This is a genomic window from Pseudomonas sp. LBUM1649 (genome assembly GCF_059716155.1).
In genome coordinates this window covers 4,919,069-4,935,511 of record NZ_CP166807.1, presented here as the reverse complement: position 1 = coordinate 4,935,511, position 16,443 = coordinate 4,919,069, and the positions used below count along the sequence as shown (strand labels likewise).

Here is a 16,443-nt window from a genome sequence, read left to right as displayed (position 1 = left end):
ATCGGCTCGACGGCATTTCGGGGCAGGCCTAGAATAAGCACTTAATTTTTCGGTAGAGCGCTCATGCTTCCTGAATGTCAGCTATTCGGCACTCTTGGGTGCCATCTCTGTGAAGTAGCCGAAGCCATGTTGATGGAGTTTGTCGAGCGTGGCTTGCTGGTGGAGCTGGTGGACATCGCTGAGGACGAAACATGGTTCGAAGCCTACAGCCTGCGGATTCCGATCTTGCGTCGGGTCGATACAGGTGCCGAGTTGGGCTGGCCGTTCGGGCCTGAAGAAGTCGTGGCATTCCTGCAATAAGCGGTTTTGGTGAGGGCGGGCTCCCGCCCGTCGAACAATCCTCTTGGCTTAACCGACGCGATTCGGATACTGTATGCGTATACAGTTATTCGGATTATTGCCTTGCCGCCGCTGATTTTCGGCTTTGAGTGGGGCAAATCCGGGCGTGAGAGGGATGAGTCGTGGTCAATGTCGAACAATTGAAGAGCAGCGTTAACCGCATGTCGGTGGATGTAGTACGCGAAGCCGTCGGCGAATTGCGTCTCGACGGCTTGGTGACGGAAGGAAAAACGCCCTTCAACAAGCTGCATTTCAATACCTGTTTTGCTGAAATCGAAGCCTTGTTCCAGCGCGCAGGCTATCACCGGCAGCTGGATGTCGTGGGTTATCAGGGTTTGTTGTATGCACTGTATGACCCGGGTCGCTGGGAGGCGGTCGACGTGCTGCGCTGGCTCAAGGAGTACACCGAGGCGGCCGGGCGTGCGCAGATACCGGCTTGAGGATTCTGCGCTAGGTTCGTTTGCGCCGCTGTTGGATAATGCCGCTCTGCATTCAAGGTAAGAGCTTTTGTATGTCCACTTCATCATTTTCTGCTGCACACAGCCAGGCCAGCACGCTGTACTTGCCGCCTGGCCCGTGGCAGACCGTTTTCGATTGCCTGTGCGAGCACTTCAGCGCCATCGGTCGTGAACAGTGGCTGGACAGAATCGCTCGCGGCCGCGTCCTCGATGGGCAGGGCGCGCCAATTGCCCTTGACCTGCCTTACAAGGAAGGCCTGCGGATTCACTATTTTCGCGAAGTGCCGGACGAAAGACCGATCCCGGTGGTCGAGTCGATCCTGTACGCGGACGAGCATCTGGTCGTGGCGGACAAGCCACATTTTCTACCCGTGACCCCGGCGGGTGAGTACGTCGAACAGACCTTGTTGCGCCGCCTTATCCGTCGACTGGATAACCCGCATCTGGTGCCCTTGCATCGCATTGACCGGCATACGGCGGGGCTTGTGCTGTTTTCAGCCAACCCTCAAAGCCGTTCGGCGTACCAGTCGTTGTTTCCAACGCGGCAAATCGAAAAGCGCTACGAGGCTATTGCCCGGGCGTTGCCTGAACTGACTTTCCCACTGGTGCACAAGAGCCGGCTCATCGATGGCGAGCCGTTCTTCCGCATGCAGGAAGGTCCTGGCGCCAGCAACACCGAGACTGCTATCGAAGTCAGGGAAAAAAACGGTGATCTCTGGCGTTATGGGCTTTATCCGGTGACGGGCAAAAAACATCAGTTACGGGTGCACATGACAGCCCTGGGTGCCAGCATTTGCAACGACCCGTTTTATCCCCGCGTGCTCAAGGACGTGGAAGATGACTATGCCAACCCGCTGAAACTGCTGGCCCAGGGGCTGAAATTTGTAGATCCGGTGACCGGCGAGGCCAGGGAGTTCGAGAGCGCAATCACGTTGCAATGGTGAGCCAGGGATTCAAAAAAATCGAATTTATGCGCATGTCTACAGTCTTTTGATCAGGCGCCACGCATGTGGCGTCCTATGAACTCGGCACAGCCGCAAAGTCATCAGGCGCCCCCGAGACCTCCCATGCAAGGAGATATTCATGAAACGCACCGTTCTCGCTGGAATGTTGATTTGCGCCGCCATGTTGGCCTCTCCCGTATTCGCCGCAGACAACGACCTGTGCACCATCAAGCTGCAGGAACTCAAGGACAAGGTCACCAGCCTGCCTGCCACGTCCGAAAACACCACCATGGAAATCAAGCGGATGCAGGCCAGCGCTGAAGCAGCCCGGGCCGCCAAGGATGACAAGAAATGCATCACCGAAGCCACACAGGCGCTGGCACGCGTGGATAAACTGAGTAATGAGCCGAACCCATGACATAGGTTTTCAGTTAACAGATAAAAATGCCCCGACAAGTCGGGGCATTTTCATGTATCGGGTAGACACCGCGAAGATTACAACTCTTTAACGGTACGAACCTGATCCTTGTTGATGCGGGTCTGCTTGCCATCCAGTTGTTCGAATTCGTAGAAGCCCGAATCCTTGTCAAAGTTTGGCGTGTCGATAGCCTGGATTTCGCGACCGTCATTCAAGGTGATCACAGTAGGCGATGCGCAACCGGCGAGGGTAGCGAGGCCCAGTGCAAGCATGAAAGTGGCCAGGGTCCGTTGAGTCATGGAAGTGTCTCCGAAAATGAATTCTTTTTTGATTGCTGAGCTTGAGACGTGTACAGCGCGTGCAAGTTCCTTGGTACTCAGTCTGACACAGTGTCTGGCATGCTTAATAGTTCCGGCGTATTAAGGTTCGCCAGGCGCGGATCGTTGTCGGGGCACTGCAGCGCAGTAGCACCCAGCTTGCGCATGAGTCGACCCGGGCTGCGCTCACCCTCCTTCCAGGCCGTTTCGAAATCAGCGCGCAGTGCCACCGGAATGATGCACAGCAGGGGTTCCCAGTGTCCGTCATGGTGCAGCATCAGCGGTTTGTCGGGATGCTCGGCGGCGGCTTCGCGCATGCGGGTGAGCAGTGCGTTGTCGATGCGCGGGACATCACAAGGCAAGACTAGCAGATAGGTATGCCGAGCAGCCTTGAGACCTGCACGAATGCCCGCCAATGGTCCCGGAAAGTCGCCTTCGTCGTCGTGGACCAGTTGATCGGCGTAGGGCGCGTACTTTTCCAGGTTCCTGTTGCACGAGACGATCAAGTCATCGCTCAGCGGGCGCGTCTTGCGATGCAAATGGGCAATCAGCGGCTCGCCGTGCCATTCCAGTAATCCTTTGTCCTGGCCGCCCATGCGATGGCCGCGGCCGCCTGCCAGGAGCAAAATGGAGCAGGGTGGCAACAGTGAATTCGAAGTCATGGCAGGCCTCCATGAGGGCGGCGAAAAATGGGGTCGCTGTGATATAACACCGGGCTGTTTCTCCTACAACTGGACGAGCCTATGAAAGCCAAGGCTGATGTACCTTTCGCGCCGCTCAACATCGCGGTGCTGACGGTCAGCGATACCCGAACCCTGGAAACCGATACCTCAGGTCAGGTCTTCGTTGACCGCCTGACGGCTGCCGGACACAACCTGGCCTGTCGGGTCTTGCTCAAAGATGATCTCTACAAGATTCGCGCGCAAGTTGCCAACTGGATCGCCGACGAGGTCGTACAGGTGGTGCTGATCACCGGCGGCACCGGCTTCACCGGTCGCGACAGCACGCCGGAAGCGGTGAGCTGTCTGCTCGACAAGCAAGTCGATGGTTTTGGTGAATTGTTCCGCCAGATATCGGTGGCGGACATCGGCACATCGACCGTTCAGTCCCGCGCCTTGGCCGGCCTGGCCAACGGCACGTTGGTGTGCTGCTTGCCGGGGTCGACCAATGCCGTGCGCACCGGTTGGGATGGCATTCTTGGCGAGCAGCTGGATTCGCGGCATCGCCCGTGCAATTTCGTAACTCACCTGAAACAGGCGGCACCCTGTGAATCCCGCGGGTAAGCCGGGCAAGACCGGTACCCTGATGCCGGTCGAGGTGGCTCTGGCGCGGTTACTGGAAATGGCGGACGCCTCACGGATTGTCGAGCGCCAGCGTTTGCCATTGGCGCAGGTTCAGGGCCGGGTGCTGGCCGATGATCTGCTGTCGACTCTCGATCTGCCGCCGTGGCCCAATAGCGCGATGGATGGTTATGCCTTGCGCGTGGCCGACTGGAACGCAGAGCCGCTGGTAGTCAGTCAGAAAGTGTTTGCCGGCCAGGCCCCTGTTGCGTTGACGCCGGGCACCTGTGCACGAATCTTCACGGGGGCACCTGTTCCGCCGGGCGCAGATTGCGTCGAGATGCAGGAGAACGCCGAAGTCCAGTCCGATGGACGTGTACGTTTCAACGAAACCCTGGTCATCGGGCAGAACATTCGTCCACAAGGACAGGAAGCCATCGCTGGCGAACTGATCCTGCCGGCGGGCACACGGCTGGGGCCGATCGAACAAGGCCTGGCAGCCTCGCTGGGGTGTGCCGGGCTGGAAGTGATTCGCAAGGTGCGCGTGGCGGTGCTGTCCACCGGGGATGAACTGATCGAGCCGGGGCAGGCGCTGGGGCCAGGGCAGATCTACAACAGCAACCGTGTGTTGCTCTGCAGCTGGTTGCAACGCCTGGGTTGCGAGGTGATCGACGCCGGGATTCTGCCGGATAACCTGGACACCACGCGCGCGCGCCTGGGCGAATTAGGGGATGTCGACCTGATCCTCTCGACCGGTGGCGTATCGGTGGGGGAGGCCGACTTTCTAGGCATCGCCCTGAGAGAAGAGGGCGAGCTGGCGCTGTGGAAGCTCGCCATCAAACCGGGAAAACCCCTGACTTTCGGGCATTTTCGTGGCGTGCCGGTGATAGGCTTGCCGGGCAATCCAGCCTCGACCCTGGTCACCTTTGCCTTGCTGGCAAGACCTTATCTGCTGCGGCGCATGGGTGCCCTGGAGGTGGAGCCTCTCAAGATGCAAGTGCAGGCAGGGTTCGACTGGCCCAAGGCCGGCAACCGACGCGAGTACCTGCGCGGTCGCCTGGAAAACGGTCGAGCTATCATCTACAGCAATCAGAGTTCCGGTGTGCTGCGCAGCGCGGCCTGGGCCGATGGGCTGGTCGAGGTCATGGAGGAGCGGACACTGGTAGCGGGTGATAGCGTCTACTTCATCCCGCTGAGCGAAGTGTTGAGCTGAATCTGGACGCCGCCAGGTTAACAAGCCCGGTCGATCGAGCCGGGTTTTGCATCCATGGCGCGTCAATGGGCCAGCAGCAGTGATACCACCTGATCAAAACGGCTGTTGGCGATCCAGCCCAGCAGCCCAAGGACAACGGCTGTTCCGCCCGCCGAATAGGCAAGCCTGTGCCTGACGGACTTGATGTCACTTCGAATCTTTTCCAGATCGCTGCGCAGGGTGTCGAGGTGTGTCTCAAGCTCGTTGACGCGAGGTGGCATATCAACTTCTCCGCTGGATTTGGCGCTGCTGACGAGTTCAGCTTGATGATTGGCCCGTTTCGGTGCGAGCGGCACCACCGGAATCACCGGTGACCTGATGTCATGTTGTTGCATTGCACATCCTTGTGTCTGTCCTGCTGATGACTGAAAACCGCTGACACAAAAGTGGACCAATTGCCATTTCTGGTCAATTGAGCCGATTCCTCACGTTTTGTAAGAAAAATCTCCTTATTGGACTCAACTGTAAATAATTCAGTTTTTTGCGACTTTTCCGCAGGGTGGCAAGGTCACATGTTCCATACGCCTTCAATGATGGGAGTGACGACAATGAGCGAACGCAAGGCGCTGTTGATTTTGCATGGCAAGCAGGCGCTCAACGAAGCGGTTCGGGCCGCCGTCGAGAGCAAGCGTGAACAAGGCTGGGAGCTGGCCGTTCGATTGACCTGGGAAGCCGGGGATGCGCAACGGTTCGTGGGCGAAGCGCTAGGGGCGGGCTATCGGCAGATCATCGCCGGTGGCGGCGACGGCACCTTGCGCGATATTGCCGAAGCCATGGCCGGGCAGTCGCAGCAGGCGAGCCTGGTGTTGATGCCGCTGGGAACCGCCAACGATTTTGCCCGTGCTGCCGGTATTCCGCTGGAGCCGGATGAGGCACTGGCGCTTCTGGACGTTGCACCCACTGCCATCGACCTGGGGGAAGTCGGCGGGCAGGTATTCCTGAATATGGCCACCGGGGGGTTTGGCAGTCTGGTCACGGCCAATACCTCCGAGGAACTGAAAAAGGTCCTGGGTGGTGCGGCGTATCTGTTCACCGGCTTAACGCGTTTCAGTGAGTTGCATGCGGCGTACGGTGAGTTGCAGGGGCCTGATTTCCACTGGAGTGGCGAGTTGCTAGCCTTGGGGATCGGCAATGGCCGGCAGGCTGGCGGGGGGCATGTACTCTGCCCGGAGGCCCTGGCTGATGACGGGATGCTCGACATCAGTATTTTGCCGGCGCCGCAGGAGCTGGTTAGCACCTTGAAAGACCTGCTGGCCGATGGCTTCGGCATCGATAACATGTTCGTACGGGCCCGCCTGCCATGGGTTGAAATCAAAGCTTCGGAGGGTCTTTACATCAACCTCGACGGAGAGCCGCTCGAGGGTGACAGCCTGCGGTTCTCGGCTCGACCGGCAGCGTTGCGGGTGCATTTACCCGAGCAGTCACCGTTGTTGAGCGGGACTGAAGCTGTCAGTCGTCCAGACTGATGATCTGCTCTCGCACGGCGAACAACACCAGGCCGGCCACGTCAAAGATCTGCAAGCGCTTCATGACTTGCGAGCGATGGGTTTCGACCGTCTTGACGCTCAGACCCAGGCCGTTGGCGATTTCCCTGGTGGATTTTCCACGCACGATCAGCCGAAGGATTTCCAGCTGACGGGCTGTCAGGTTGTGCGAGTCTGCCGGGTCCGCCTGGTTTTTCTGGGTCCGGGTCAATGCCTGGGTGATCACGGTATGGGCGATTGCCGGGCTCAGGTAGCGCTCATTGTTACGCAAGGCGTGCAGCGCGTGTTCCAGTTCGGTGGCCGTGGTGTCCTTGAGCAAATACCCATGGGCACCCGATTCCAGGGCCTGCATGATAAGTGCCGGGTCGGTGTGCATCGACAGGATCAGCACCTTGCTCTGCGGACGTACCCGCTTAAGCTGTTGCAAGGCTTCGAGGCCGCCTGTCTGCTTCATGGAAATATCCAGCAGCACGATATCCGGGGACAGTTGCTGGACCATGTCGAGTAACTGCGAGCCATCGTTGGCCTCGCCGATAACCGCATAGCCAGGTAGGTCCAGCACCAGGGCGCGCACGCCAGCCCTGATCAGCGAGTGGTCATCCACCAGAAGTAAGTTACAAGTCAATGCATAACCTTATTCGTACTGGCCCGTTCGAACGCACGAGGCGCCCATGGGAAGAGGGCTTCGATTTGAGTGCCTTTGCCTGGCTCGCTGGTCACGGTCAGCGTGCCGCCCAGTTGTTTGATCCGTTCCGACATCCCGGCCATTCCGCGTTGTCCTTCACGCCCCGGGTCAGTGGCGGGCGCGAATCCCAGGCCATCGTCACTGATCTTCAATGCCAGGCCTTGGGGCAAACGCTGCAGGCAGACCAGCAGGTTTTGCGCTTGGGCATGGCGCAGCATGTTGGTGACAGCCTCCTGGGTGATACGAAACGCCGCCACGGCCATTTCTTCCGGGATGCCGGTCAATCGTTGATGGCACTCCAGGCTCCAGTGCACCGGAGTGTTGCTCAGGGTCTTGAGCAAATGCGCCCGCAGGCTGGCTTCCAGCCCCAGGCTGGTCAGTTGTCGGGGGTTGAGGATGGCCGATACATCGCGAACCTTGGCGAGGGTTTCTTCCAGGGTGTCGCACAGCACCGAGCATTGCCCCTGGAGGTCTTCGGGCAGCCTGCGCTTGAGCCAGTCGCTCTGAAGTTTTGCCGCGGTCAGCAACTGGCCGATGTCGTCGTGTAATTCCCGACTGAGGCGGTGGCGTTCGTTTTCCTGGACTTGCAGCAACCGGTCGGCGAGCTCCTGGGGTTGGAACTTGATCGACTTGCGTGACAGGCGGTACTGCACCCAGACGCAGCCCAGAGCAGCAATATCGAGTACCAGCAGGCTCAGCGGCAACCGCGTGGACAGGCTGTAGACCAGCAGGCTGCCGAGCGTCGAGCCGGCGCACAGCAACAGCGTGAACCTGCGTGCGTTTTCTCGGGAGGTTGGCCACTTGGCGATTGACTTGAGGCTGGCGTACATAGCGGATGGAGCCAATGGATGTTCGCTGCGGGCCGATCGGTCATGCGCGCTGACAGATCGATGATTTTTGTTGTCAGCTGTCGACTTCTACGGAATTTCGTATAAGAACAGGGTCTTGTATAAGAAATCAGACCTGGAACTTGGTAGGCTGCAATCGCCTTACCGTTAATTGACGTCAACTAATGGGCGGCATAATACCACTTCGGATACCGTTGGTCGCGCGGCTCAGGCAGGCGAACACTTGTACAAGCAATAGTTACTTGTTTCGAAGTGTCGTTGGCAGATATGAAGTATTCAATTGCGACATGAATCTTGTGATGCAGTCATCTATTCGCAGCTGGACGTACTTGCGCTAAGTTAAGCCTGGCGCTCCGAATAAGAAACGAGTGTGAACGGCCTGGAATTAACCGGGGGGCGAAACTGACTCTGGCCGACCTGGAACGCGAAGGCTTCGATCAGGGTGGCCTGTTCCGTTTCATCGAGGCTGAGCTGGCCGGTGTTCTGGTCGATCAGTTCAAGTTGCCAGGCGATCAGCGTCAGGCAGTCCTTGAGCGCATCCAGGGCCTGGTCGTGCAATTCCATGTGGTTGTGGGCGTGATTGAGCAGGCCATGGATATGTAATGAAAACTCTGACACGGCGGCGAGGGCAAGGGCATCCGCCTTGCTGGCCAGTTTGAGCAGGGTACTGAGCATGCAGTCAATGGCGTCCGGGTCATTGCTGATCAATTGCAGATGACTCAGGCATTCCTCAGTTTTGGCCAGGAGTGTTTCAGCCTCGACGATAAACTCCGGAATACGCTTTGCCCACTCTTTACGATTGTTCGGCATGCTTATCTCCACAACGTCATGTCAAATGAGGAGGGTGTCGTGTGTGTCGACGAGAGCAATGTAAACCTGATGGCTTGAGTTCGCGCTCTGGACGGCTCAAGTGCGGGCTGAACGCTTGAGAGGGTGGCTGGCCACTGGTTTGCGATCGCCCACAAAGGCTCGACTCCATTTCATGCAATGAGAATGGCGTCACATTAATGGCTATTGGATATTGCGAATATCAGGTTGCACCTGATTGTCGCTAAGGGAATCCCTTACATAGCGGAACCAATCGCACGAGCTGGGGTCGCGACGAAAAGAATGCAGCAGATGAAATAGCAGCGCCAGTAAAGCATGGTGTTAATGTGACATCAATGCCCGAGCATGGCATTTGCCAAGGGGTCAAGGTCCGGCAAATACAGCCGATAACCCTCTATCCAGTGAATTCATCCGAACAAGCCCAGGAGTCATCGATGGCCGGCATTCTCGATACGGTAGACCAACGTACGCAACTTGTGGGTGAGAATCGCCTGGAAATTCTCATGTTCCGGCTGGCCGGGCGGCAATTGTTCGCAATCAACGTGTTTAAAGTCCAGGAAGTCCTGCAACTGCCGAAGCTGACACTGATGCCCCAGCGTCACCCGTTCGTTTGCGGCGTGGTCAATCTGCGCGGCCAGACCCTGCCGGTCATCGACCTTTCCCAGGCCATCGGCATGCGTCCGCTGGTGCCAGGCCCTGGCAGCACGATCATCGTTACGGAGTACAACCGATCGGTGCAAGCCTTCCTGGTCGGTGGGGTGGACCGCATCGTCAACATGAATTGGGAAGCGATTCTGCCGCCGCCCAGCAGTGCCGGTCGGCAACATTACCTGACCGCGATCAGCAAGGTCGATGATCAGTTGGTGGAGATCATCGACGTCGAGAAAGTCCTCGCTGAAATCGTGCCTTACAACGCCAAGGTCTCCCGGGAAAAACTCGAAGATCCGCTGCTCGAACGCGCCCGTGGCCGCGAGGTGCTGCTGGTGGATGACTCGAATGTGGCCCTGGCGCAATTGCGCGATACCCTGGGACAGTTGGGCGTGAAGATGCACATCGCCAGCGATGGTTTGAAGGCCCTGAACATGCTCAAGGCTTGGGCGGATACCGGCGTCAACATGACCGACAAGCTGCTGATGATATTCACCGACGCGGAAATGCCGGAAATGGATGGCTATCGCCTGACCACCGAAATTCGCAACGATCCGCGCCTGCGCGGCCTTTATGTGGTGTTGCACACGTCCCTGTCCGGCAGCTTCAACGACTCGATGGTCAAGAAGGTCGGCTGCGACAACTTCCTCTCCAAATTCCAGCCGGACAAACTCGTCGACGTGGTGCGCCAGCGTTTGATGCGTGATGCTGTGCCTGCCTGATCGGGATGGGTTACCGGGAGTGCCAGCGAAGGCGGCCTGACAGCCGACCTGACTTTTACGGCTGTACCTGATCCCCTGTGGGAGCGAGCCTGCTCGCGATGGTCGTCAACTATAACGCGCCCTGCCTGGATGATCGCGTTGTCTGGACATTTTTCGCGAGCAGGCTCGCTCCTACAATGGGATCGCGGACAGACCAGTATCCAGGTCGGCTGTCAGGCCGCTATCGCTGCGATGCGGCGACCTAAGTGGTTGGGGCTTTGATTCGGTGATCAAGCTCGTATAGGGTGGCGTTTTTGTCCATCCAGGGAGCTGGCCATGTTGCGTCTGAGCGCGCTGTATCGTTATCCGTTGAAATCCGGCAAAGGGGAGATCATGCAACAGGTCGGCCTCGACAAGCTGGGGCTGGACGGCGATCGACGCTGGATGTTGGTGGATGAAGCCAGCGGACGCTTTTTTACCCAGCGCGCGGTGGCGCAGATGAGCCAGCTGTCGGCGTTGTGGAATGCCGAGGGTGGTTTGACCCTCAGCGCCCCTGGCCATTTGCCGATCGATGTCGCCTTGCCCGCCAATGATGCTCAATTGCGTGGCGTGACCATCTGGCGTGACAGCTTGCGCGTGCCCGATGCCGGCGATGCGGCGGGCGCCTGGGTCAGCCGGTTCATCGGCAAGCCAACGCGCCTGGTGCAGGTGCCACTGGACCGCGCACGGACCACCGCATCGGGCTATGGCAAGGACGACGATCAGGTCGCCTTCGCCGATGGCTTCCCGTTGTTGCTGATTGGCCAGGCGTCGCTTGCGGATTTGTCGCAACGAGTCGGGCGCCCGCTGGAGATGCTGCGTTTCCGGCCAAACCTGGTGATAGAGGGCAGCGAGGCGTATGCCGAAGATGGCTGGAAGCGCCTTCGCATCGGCGATGTCGAGTTCCGCGTCGTCAAGTCCTGTTCACGCTGCATCCTGACCACCATCGATCCGCAAACCGGCGAGCGTAGCGCTGACCGCGAACCCTTCGCCACCTTGCAGAAGTACCGTACCGAAGCCGATGGTGCGATGTTTGGGCAGAATCTGGTCAACGACGGTAATGGCCGGCTCGAAGTCGGCATGCCGGTCACCGTCCTCGAATAAATGCCCTTCAATGAAAAATGCCCGTGTCGATGGACACGGGCATTTTTTTTTCGTGGTGAACCCGGGGTTTTAGCCGCGGTATTCGCACAGGTAGGCCGTGTCGACGGCCACTTTGAGCTGGAACTTGCTGTTGGCTGGCACGTTGAACTGGCTGCCGGCGGCGAAGGTTTCCCAATCGTTGCTGTCCGGGAGCTTGACGGTCAGGGCGCCGGACACCACGTGCATGATTTCGCGCTGGCTGGTGCCGAATTCGTATTCGCCCGCAGCCATGACGCCGATGGTCGCTGGACCTTCAGCAGTGCCAAAGGCGATCGACTTGACGGTGCCGTCGAAGTACTCGTTGACTTTAAACATGGGCGATTCCTCGAAAAGGGCTGAAAAGGACTAATAAAGGGCTGGCCAGTATGCACAAGGCCTAGGGCCTAGTCACCTGCCTAAAGCGGAAGGACCAGGGGCAACAGGCGTGCGGTATTGCGCGCGTCTTCCAGCGCCCGGTGTTGCTGGCCGGTGAACTGCAGTCCCGCCAGTTGCAGGGCACCGTTGAGCCCCAGTGGTCGTTCCAGTCGCCGGGCCTTGGCAAAGCGCTGCTTGAGATTCATGTGCGGCACCTGGCTCAAAGCGCTGTCGAGTGCCAGGCGTTGCCATTCCTGAAGCAACTGTTTGCGATCGTAGTCACCCCAGCTGACCCAGCCTTCAAGCCGCGAGTGATGTTGGCCCAACCAGCGCTCGAACGACGGCCAGACCTCGTCCAGGGGCTGTGCGGCATCGATGTTGGCCTGGGTGATGTGCGTCAGCTCCCGGCAAAACGGCGTCAACAAGGGGCGTCGCAACGGGCGCACGAAACGCTGGAAGTAATCCAGCTCGCGGCCTTTGCGATCCACCAGGGTGGCACCGATTTCGATGATTTCCATTTCCGTTATGGGCCAACCACCCTCATCGGTGGTGGCTTCCAGATCAATGACCAGCCAGTGAGGCATCGCAGGGTTCCCGGTATCTGCATGCTGATAGGGCTTGAGCGTAGCCAAAGCCGACGGTTACGCCTAGCGGCTTATTCGACCTCCAGCAGAATCTGACGGTTTTTCACCTGGTCACCGACCTGCACCTGCAAGCGTTTGAGCACGCCGTCGATGCCCGACTTGAGCGGGTGCTCCATTTTCATGGCCTCCAGCACCACCAGCAATTGGCCTTTGCTGACCTTGCTGCCTTCACTGACCAACACGTCGATGACCGCACCGTCCATTGGCGCCTTGAGGGTGCCGGAGCTGACTCCGGCCTGAACGCAGACCGGCGCTTGAGTACGATCCACCAGCCGCAGGCTGCCTAAGCCTGTGTACAACCAGAGTTGCCCGGCCTCCATCCGGTAAGCATGACGCTGGCGGATGCCGTCGATTTGCAGAGTGGCCCAGTGGCCGTCGCTGTGGATGATCTTCAGTTCGAGATGGCGGCTGGCGACTTGAATCCGCAGCGGCTCCCCGGGTACCGCGTGCAACGCCACCGGCCAGTCCTGATCGTCCAGTGCGAGACGATAGTGCAACGGCACGCTGGCGTTGTTGCGCCAACCGGCCAGCGCAACCGGATGCGCCTGTGCGGATGCCTGAAAGAACAACGCCGCGGCAATGGCCAGTTGTTCGGCACTCGGCACATGGCGCTGCAAACAGGGATGGTCAGCGAAATGGCGGGCGATGAACCCGGTACTGAACTCGCCGCTGATGAATTGTGGATGTTGCAGCAGGCTGGCGAGCAAGCGCTGATTGCTCTGTACCCCCAGCAGCACGCTGTCCTGCACTGCCCGCAACAACTTGCGCCGAGCCTCTTCTCGGTTCTCTCCGTGGGCGATGATTTTGCCAAGCATCGGGTCGTAGAACGGGCTGATGTCCTGGCCTTCGACCAGGCCATGGTCGATCCGCACACCGTCCTGCAAGCGCGGTTCCCACGCCGCGATTCGTCCGGTTTGTGGCAGGAAGCCTTGAGCCGGGTCCTCGGCATACAAGCGCACTTCCATGGCATGTCCCTTGAGTTGCACGTCCTCCTGACGCAGCGGCAGCGCTTGTCCCTGGGCGATGCTCAACTGCCAGGCCACCAAGTCCAGTCCGGTGATGAGTTCGGTCACCGGATGTTCCACTTGCAATCGGGTGTTCATTTCCAGGAAGTAAAATTGTCCGCGCGCATCCAGCAGGAATTCCACCGTGCCCGCGCCGACATAGTTGACCGCGCGCCCCGCCTTGAGCGCCGCTTCGCCCATGGCCTGGCGCAATTCATCGGTCATCACGGGGCAGGGGGCCTCTTCGATGACTTTCTGGTGGCGACGCTGGATCGAGCAATCGCGCTCGCCAAGGTAGATCAGGTTACCGTGCGAGTCGCCGAACAGTTGCACCTCGACATGGCGCGGTTCGATCAATGCCTGCTCGAGGATCAGTTCGTCACTGCCAAAACCGTGCAAGGCTTCGGAGCGAGCGGTGCGCAGCTGTTCCGCCAGGTCGCTGGCCGCGTGCACCACGCGCATGCCACGCCCACCGCCGCCGGCACTGGCCTTGATCATCAACGGGTAGCCGATGCGGCCGGCTTCGCGGATGAGGGTTGCATCGTCCTGTTTGGCACCCTGATAACCCTCGATGCAAGGCACGCCGGCATTGAGCATGGCGATTTTCGACCGGCGTTTGCTGCCCATCAGTTCGATGGCTTCGGGGCTGGGTCCGATGAAGGTGATGCCGGCGTCCTGGCAAGCGAGGGCGAAACCGGCATTTTCCGAGAGGAAACCGTAGCCCGGATGAATGGCGTCAGCCCCGGTACGTCGGGCAGCGTCGATGATCGCCTGGATGTTCAGGTAAGACTGTTGCACCGGGGCAGGGCCGATGTTTACCGCTTCGTCGGCCATTTGCACGTGCAGGGCATCGGCGTCGGCATCGCTGAATACGGCGACGGTGCGGTAGCCCAGGGCCTGGGCGGTGCGCTGGATGCGGCAGGCGATTTCACCGCGGTTGGCGATCAGGATTTTGCTGAATCCGGGCATGTTTCATTCCCTTAGATGTGCGGTGAATGTGATGGCCTCTTCGCGAGCAGGCTCGCTCCCACAGTTGAAATGCATTCCAATTGTGGGAGCGAGCCTGCTCGCGAAGCTTTTAAGAGGCCCACCCCGGTTTACGCTTTTGCACGAAAGCCATGGTGCCTTCGATCCCTTCAGCCCCGGCCACCGCTTCGCTGAACCATTCGGCTGCCTGATCCAGCAGTTCATCCGATGGCTGCACTGCACTCGCCAGCAGCAGTTTCTTGGTCGCCGCATTCGCCCCAGGCGCACAACACAGCACATGGGCCAGTACTTCATCGAGGCGCTCGGCCAATGCCTGCGCATCGTGCTCGACAAAATGCACCAGCCCCATCCGCCGTGCCTGGGTGCCGTCGAAACGTGCCGCGGTCAGGGCCAGGCGGCGTGCCTGGGTCAGGCCGATGCGCTGCACCACGAACGGCGCGATCTGCGCTGGCAACAGGCCGAGGCTGGTTTCCGGCAGGCCGAACTGCGCCTGGTGATCGGCCAGGGCAATATCGCCGACACAGGCCAAACCGAAGCCACCACCGAGCACCGCGCCTTGCAGCACGGTGATCACCACTTGCGGTGCGTGCTGCACCTCTTGTAGCAACGCACCGAACAATCGATTCAAATCGCGGTGCGCGCTCGGGCCTTGAGCGCGTGCGTTGGCCATGTCCTTGATGTCGCCTCCGGCACAGAAATGCCCGCCGGCACCGCCGATCACCAAGGCCCTGATCCCCCGGTCATCGTGCACCGCCGCCAGCACTGCACGCAGTTCGCTGACCATCTGCAAGCTCATGGCGTTACGGCTGGCCGGTCGATTGAGGGTGATGTGCAGCACACCGTTGTGCAGTTCGAGCAGCAGGGTCTGGCAAACCGGCAGGGTACTCATTTCTTTTTCCCCGGCAGGATGCCCATGAGCTTGCAGATGATCCCCAACATGATTTCGTCGGCACCGCCGCCGATCGACACCAGGCGCACATCGCGGTAGGCGCGGGCCACCGGGTTGTCCCACATGAAACCCATGCCGCCCCAGTATTGTAGGCAGCTGTCACTGACCTCGCGGCCCAGGCGACCGGCCTTGAGTTTGGCCATGGACGCCAGGCGCGTGACGTCCTGGCCCTTGATGTATTGCTCGGTGGCTTGATAGACCAGCGCCCGCAGGCATTCGATCTCGGTTTGCAGCTCGGCCAGGCGAAAGTGAATGACCTGGTTGTCGATCAGCGCACTGCCGAAGGTTTTGCGCTCCTTGCAGTACTCGATGGTGCTGTCGACGCAATACTCCAGGCCCTTGATCATGTTGGCCGCACCGAACAGGCGTTCCTCCTGGAACTGCAGCATCTGCATCATGAACCCCGCGCCTTCATGACCGATGCGGTTGCGCTGTGGCACCCGCACGTTGTCGAAAAACACCTGGGCGGTTTCCGAGCTGCGCATGCCCAGTTTGTCCAGGTGCGAGCTGAGGCTGATGCCAGGGCTGTTCATCGGCACCATGATCAGTGATTTGTTGATGTGCGGTTTGTCGTCCGAGGTATTGGCCAGCAAGCAGATGAAGTCGGCGCTCGGCGAGTTGGTGATCCACATCTTGCTGCCGTTGATCACGTAATCGTCGCCGTCCTTGCGCGCGGTGGTTTTCAAGCCGGCCACGTCGGAGCCGGCGCCGACTTCGGAGACGCCGATACAGCCGACCTGCTCGCCGCTGATGGCCGGGCGCAGGAACTCATCACGCAACTCATCGGAACCGAAACGCGCCAGGGCCGGGGTGCACATGTCGGTCTGTACGCCGATCGACATGGGAATCCCACCGCAATGAATGGTGCCGAACTCTTCGGCGGCGACGATCGAGTAGCTGTAGTCCAGGCCCATGCCGCCGAATTTTTCCGGTTTGCAAATGCCCAGCAGGCCGAGGTCGCCGGCCTTGCGAAAGATCTTGTGGATCGGAAAGCGCCCGGCCTTTTCCCATTCCTCGACGTGAGGGTTGATCTCGTGATCGACGAATTGGCGAACGGTGCGACGCAATGCTTCGTGTTCCTGGGTGAAGATCATTCTTGTTGTTCTCCTGACGAACCCGCT

20 protein-coding genes are annotated in these 16,443 nt (G+C 59.5%); 9 read left to right on the top strand and 11 right to left on the bottom strand.

The window, feature by feature from the left end:
- Positions 1 to 63: 63 nt before the first annotated feature.
- The 4 genes from ACA058_RS22775 to ACA058_RS22760 all read left to right on the top strand — a co-directional run bounded on the left by ACA058_RS22775 (position 64) and on the right by ACA058_RS22760 (position 2,159).
- On the top strand, positions 64 to 300 hold the full coding sequence (locus ACA058_RS22775) for a glutaredoxin family protein (RefSeq protein WP_497636006.1): 237 nt from the start codon (positions 64 to 66) through the stop codon (positions 298 to 300).
- A gap of 161 nt (positions 301 to 461) precedes the next feature.
- On the top strand, positions 462 to 779 hold the full coding sequence (locus ACA058_RS22770; RefSeq protein ID WP_497636005.1) for a transcriptional regulator: 318 nt from the start codon (positions 462 to 464) through the stop codon (positions 777 to 779).
- A gap of 71 nt (positions 780 to 850) precedes the next feature.
- The gene (locus ACA058_RS22765; RefSeq protein ID WP_497636004.1) at positions 851 to 1,741 is read left to right on the top strand and encodes a pseudouridine synthase; all 891 of its coding nucleotides are present in this window, start codon (positions 851 to 853) and stop codon (positions 1,739 to 1,741) included.
- A gap of 139 nt (positions 1,742 to 1,880) precedes the next feature.
- The gene (locus tag ACA058_RS22760; RefSeq protein ID WP_497636003.1) at positions 1,881 to 2,159 is read left to right on the top strand and encodes a PA2433 domain-containing protein; all 279 of its coding nucleotides are present in this window, start codon (positions 1,881 to 1,883) and stop codon (positions 2,157 to 2,159) included.
- Between the two features lie 77 nt (positions 2,160 to 2,236).
- Here the strand turns inward: ACA058_RS22760 and ACA058_RS22755 are convergent, their stop codons facing one another.
- A complete protein-coding gene (locus tag ACA058_RS22755) occupies positions 2,237 to 2,458 on the bottom strand; it encodes a YgdI/YgdR family lipoprotein (RefSeq protein ID WP_497636002.1) in 222 nt (73 codons plus the stop codon).
- A 77-nt stretch (positions 2,459 to 2,535) separates the two neighbouring features.
- A complete protein-coding gene (mobA, locus tag ACA058_RS22750) occupies positions 2,536 to 3,138 on the bottom strand; it encodes a molybdenum cofactor guanylyltransferase MobA (RefSeq protein WP_497636001.1) in 603 nt (200 codons plus the stop codon).
- 81 nt (positions 3,139 to 3,219) lie between these two features.
- Between mobA and moaB the strand changes: the two genes are divergently transcribed.
- Both moaB and ACA058_RS22740 read left to right on the top strand, forming a co-directional pair.
- Positions 3,220 to 3,759 carry a molybdenum cofactor biosynthesis protein B gene (moaB, locus tag ACA058_RS22745; RefSeq protein ID WP_046816112.1) on the top strand — a complete coding sequence of 180 codons (540 nt, stop codon included), beginning with the start codon at positions 3,220 to 3,222 and terminating at the stop codon, positions 3,757 to 3,759.
- A complete protein-coding gene (locus ACA058_RS22740) occupies positions 3,743 to 4,969 on the top strand; it encodes a molybdopterin molybdotransferase MoeA (protein ID WP_497636000.1) in 1,227 nt (408 codons plus the stop codon). The genes moaB and ACA058_RS22740 overlap by 17 nt, the downstream gene beginning before the upstream one ends.
- A gap of 62 nt (positions 4,970 to 5,031) precedes the next feature.
- On the opposite strand, the gene ACA058_RS22735 is transcribed toward ACA058_RS22740, so the two are convergent.
- The gene (locus ACA058_RS22735) at positions 5,032 to 5,343 is read right to left on the bottom strand and encodes a hypothetical protein (protein WP_497635999.1); all 312 of its coding nucleotides are present in this window, start codon (positions 5,341 to 5,343) and stop codon (positions 5,032 to 5,034) included.
- 213 nt (positions 5,344 to 5,556) lie between these two features.
- On the opposite strand from ACA058_RS22735, the gene yegS reads away from it, so the two are divergent.
- A complete protein-coding gene (gene yegS / locus ACA058_RS22730; protein WP_497635998.1) occupies positions 5,557 to 6,474 on the top strand; it encodes a lipid kinase YegS in 918 nt (305 codons plus the stop codon).
- Here yegS and ACA058_RS22725 read toward each other — a convergent pair.
- The 3 genes from ACA058_RS22725 to ACA058_RS22715 all read right to left on the bottom strand — a co-directional run bounded on the left by ACA058_RS22725 (position 6,458) and on the right by ACA058_RS22715 (position 8,835).
- Positions 6,458 to 7,117 carry a response regulator gene (locus tag ACA058_RS22725; RefSeq protein WP_497635997.1) on the bottom strand — a complete coding sequence of 220 codons (660 nt, stop codon included), beginning with the start codon at positions 7,115 to 7,117 and terminating at the stop codon, positions 6,458 to 6,460. The two genes, yegS and ACA058_RS22725, sit on opposite strands and share 17 nt — an antisense overlap.
- On the bottom strand, positions 7,114 to 8,007 hold the full coding sequence (locus ACA058_RS22720; protein ID WP_497639986.1) for a sensor histidine kinase: 894 nt from the start codon (positions 8,005 to 8,007) through the stop codon (positions 7,114 to 7,116). Before ACA058_RS22720 ends, ACA058_RS22725 begins: the two co-directional genes overlap by 4 nt.
- A 357-nt stretch (positions 8,008 to 8,364) precedes the next feature.
- Positions 8,365 to 8,835, bottom strand: coding sequence for a hypothetical protein (locus ACA058_RS22715; protein ID WP_497635996.1), 471 nt, complete (start codon positions 8,833 to 8,835; stop codon positions 8,365 to 8,367).
- A gap of 452 nt (positions 8,836 to 9,287) precedes the next feature.
- Here ACA058_RS22715 and ACA058_RS22710 point away from each other — a divergent pair, with 452 nt between their 5' ends.
- Together ACA058_RS22710 and ACA058_RS22705 are read left to right on the top strand one after the other, a co-directional pair.
- Positions 9,288 to 10,223: a chemotaxis protein CheV gene (locus ACA058_RS22710; protein ID WP_497635995.1), complete on the top strand. Its 936-nt coding sequence runs from the start codon at positions 9,288 to 9,290 to the stop codon at positions 10,221 to 10,223.
- Between the two features lie 315 nt (positions 10,224 to 10,538).
- Positions 10,539 to 11,345 (top strand): MOSC domain-containing protein, encoded by an 807-nt coding sequence (locus ACA058_RS22705; RefSeq protein WP_497635994.1) that lies wholly within the window; start codon positions 10,539 to 10,541, stop codon positions 11,343 to 11,345.
- 69 nt (positions 11,346 to 11,414) lie between these two features.
- Here the strand turns inward: ACA058_RS22705 and ppnP are convergent, their stop codons facing one another.
- The 5 genes from ppnP to atuD all read right to left on the bottom strand — a co-directional run bounded on the left by ppnP (position 11,415) and on the right by atuD (position 16,416).
- Positions 11,415 to 11,699 carry a pyrimidine/purine nucleoside phosphorylase gene (gene ppnP, locus ACA058_RS22700; protein WP_433736347.1) on the bottom strand — a complete coding sequence of 95 codons (285 nt, stop codon included), beginning with the start codon at positions 11,697 to 11,699 and terminating at the stop codon, positions 11,415 to 11,417.
- An 80-nt stretch (positions 11,700 to 11,779) separates the two neighbouring features.
- The gene (locus ACA058_RS22695; protein ID WP_497635993.1) at positions 11,780 to 12,322 is read right to left on the bottom strand and encodes a 3'-5' exonuclease; all 543 of its coding nucleotides are present in this window, start codon (positions 12,320 to 12,322) and stop codon (positions 11,780 to 11,782) included.
- Between the two features lie 71 nt (positions 12,323 to 12,393).
- Positions 12,394 to 14,355: an acetyl/propionyl/methylcrotonyl-CoA carboxylase subunit alpha gene (locus ACA058_RS22690; protein ID WP_497635992.1), complete on the bottom strand. Its 1,962-nt coding sequence runs from the start codon at positions 14,353 to 14,355 to the stop codon at positions 12,394 to 12,396.
- A 109-nt stretch (positions 14,356 to 14,464) separates the two neighbouring features.
- A complete protein-coding gene (locus ACA058_RS22685) occupies positions 14,465 to 15,262 on the bottom strand; it encodes an enoyl-CoA hydratase/isomerase family protein (protein ID WP_497635991.1) in 798 nt (265 codons plus the stop codon).
- Positions 15,259 to 16,416 (bottom strand): citronellyl-CoA dehydrogenase, encoded by a 1,158-nt coding sequence (atuD, locus tag ACA058_RS22680; protein ID WP_497635990.1) that lies wholly within the window; start codon positions 16,414 to 16,416, stop codon positions 15,259 to 15,261. The genes ACA058_RS22685 and atuD overlap by 4 nt, the downstream gene beginning before the upstream one ends.
- Positions 16,417 to 16,443: the final 27 nt, after the last annotated feature.

Excerpts from the sequence above, each read along its gene's own strand:
- ACA058_RS22695 (WP_497635993.1), bottom strand. The coding sequence starts at position 12,322 with ATGCCTCACTGGCTGGTCATTGATCTGGAAGCCACCACCGATGAGGGT.
- ACA058_RS22775 (WP_497636006.1), top strand. The coding sequence starts at position 64 with ATGCTTCCTGAATGTCAGCTATTCGGCACTCTTGGGTGCCATCTCTGT.
- mobA (WP_497636001.1), bottom strand. The coding sequence starts at position 3,138 with ATGACTTCGAATTCACTGTTGCCACCCTGCTCCATTTTGCTCCTGGCA.
- ACA058_RS22735 (WP_497635999.1), bottom strand. The coding sequence starts at position 5,343 with ATGCAACAACATGACATCAGGTCACCGGTGATTCCGGTGGTGCCGCTC.
- ACA058_RS22760 (WP_497636003.1), top strand. The coding sequence starts at position 1,881 with ATGAAACGCACCGTTCTCGCTGGAATGTTGATTTGCGCCGCCATGTTG.
- ACA058_RS22765 (WP_497636004.1), top strand. The coding sequence starts at position 851 with ATGTCCACTTCATCATTTTCTGCTGCACACAGCCAGGCCAGCACGCTG.
- moaB (WP_046816112.1), top strand. The coding sequence starts at position 3,220 with ATGAAAGCCAAGGCTGATGTACCTTTCGCGCCGCTCAACATCGCGGTG.
- ACA058_RS22710 (WP_497635995.1), top strand. The coding sequence starts at position 9,288 with ATGGCCGGCATTCTCGATACGGTAGACCAACGTACGCAACTTGTGGGT.
- yegS (WP_497635998.1), top strand. The coding sequence starts at position 5,557 with ATGAGCGAACGCAAGGCGCTGTTGATTTTGCATGGCAAGCAGGCGCTC.
- atuD (WP_497635990.1), bottom strand. The coding sequence starts at position 16,416 with ATGATCTTCACCCAGGAACACGAAGCATTGCGTCGCACCGTTCGCCAA.
- ACA058_RS22755 (WP_497636002.1), bottom strand. The coding sequence starts at position 2,458 with ATGACTCAACGGACCCTGGCCACTTTCATGCTTGCACTGGGCCTCGCT.
- ACA058_RS22715 (WP_497635996.1), bottom strand. The coding sequence starts at position 8,835 with ATGCCGAACAATCGTAAAGAGTGGGCAAAGCGTATTCCGGAGTTTATC.
- ACA058_RS22720 (WP_497639986.1), bottom strand. The coding sequence starts at position 8,007 with ATGTACGCCAGCCTCAAGTCAATCGCCAAGTGGCCAACCTCCCGAGAA.
- ACA058_RS22685 (WP_497635991.1), bottom strand. The coding sequence starts at position 15,262 with ATGAGTACCCTGCCGGTTTGCCAGACCCTGCTGCTCGAACTGCACAAC.
- ppnP (WP_433736347.1), bottom strand. The coding sequence starts at position 11,699 with ATGTTTAAAGTCAACGAGTACTTCGACGGCACCGTCAAGTCGATCGCC.
- ACA058_RS22705 (WP_497635994.1), top strand. The coding sequence starts at position 10,539 with ATGTTGCGTCTGAGCGCGCTGTATCGTTATCCGTTGAAATCCGGCAAA.
- ACA058_RS22690 (WP_497635992.1), bottom strand. The coding sequence starts at position 14,355 with ATGCCCGGATTCAGCAAAATCCTGATCGCCAACCGCGGTGAAATCGCC.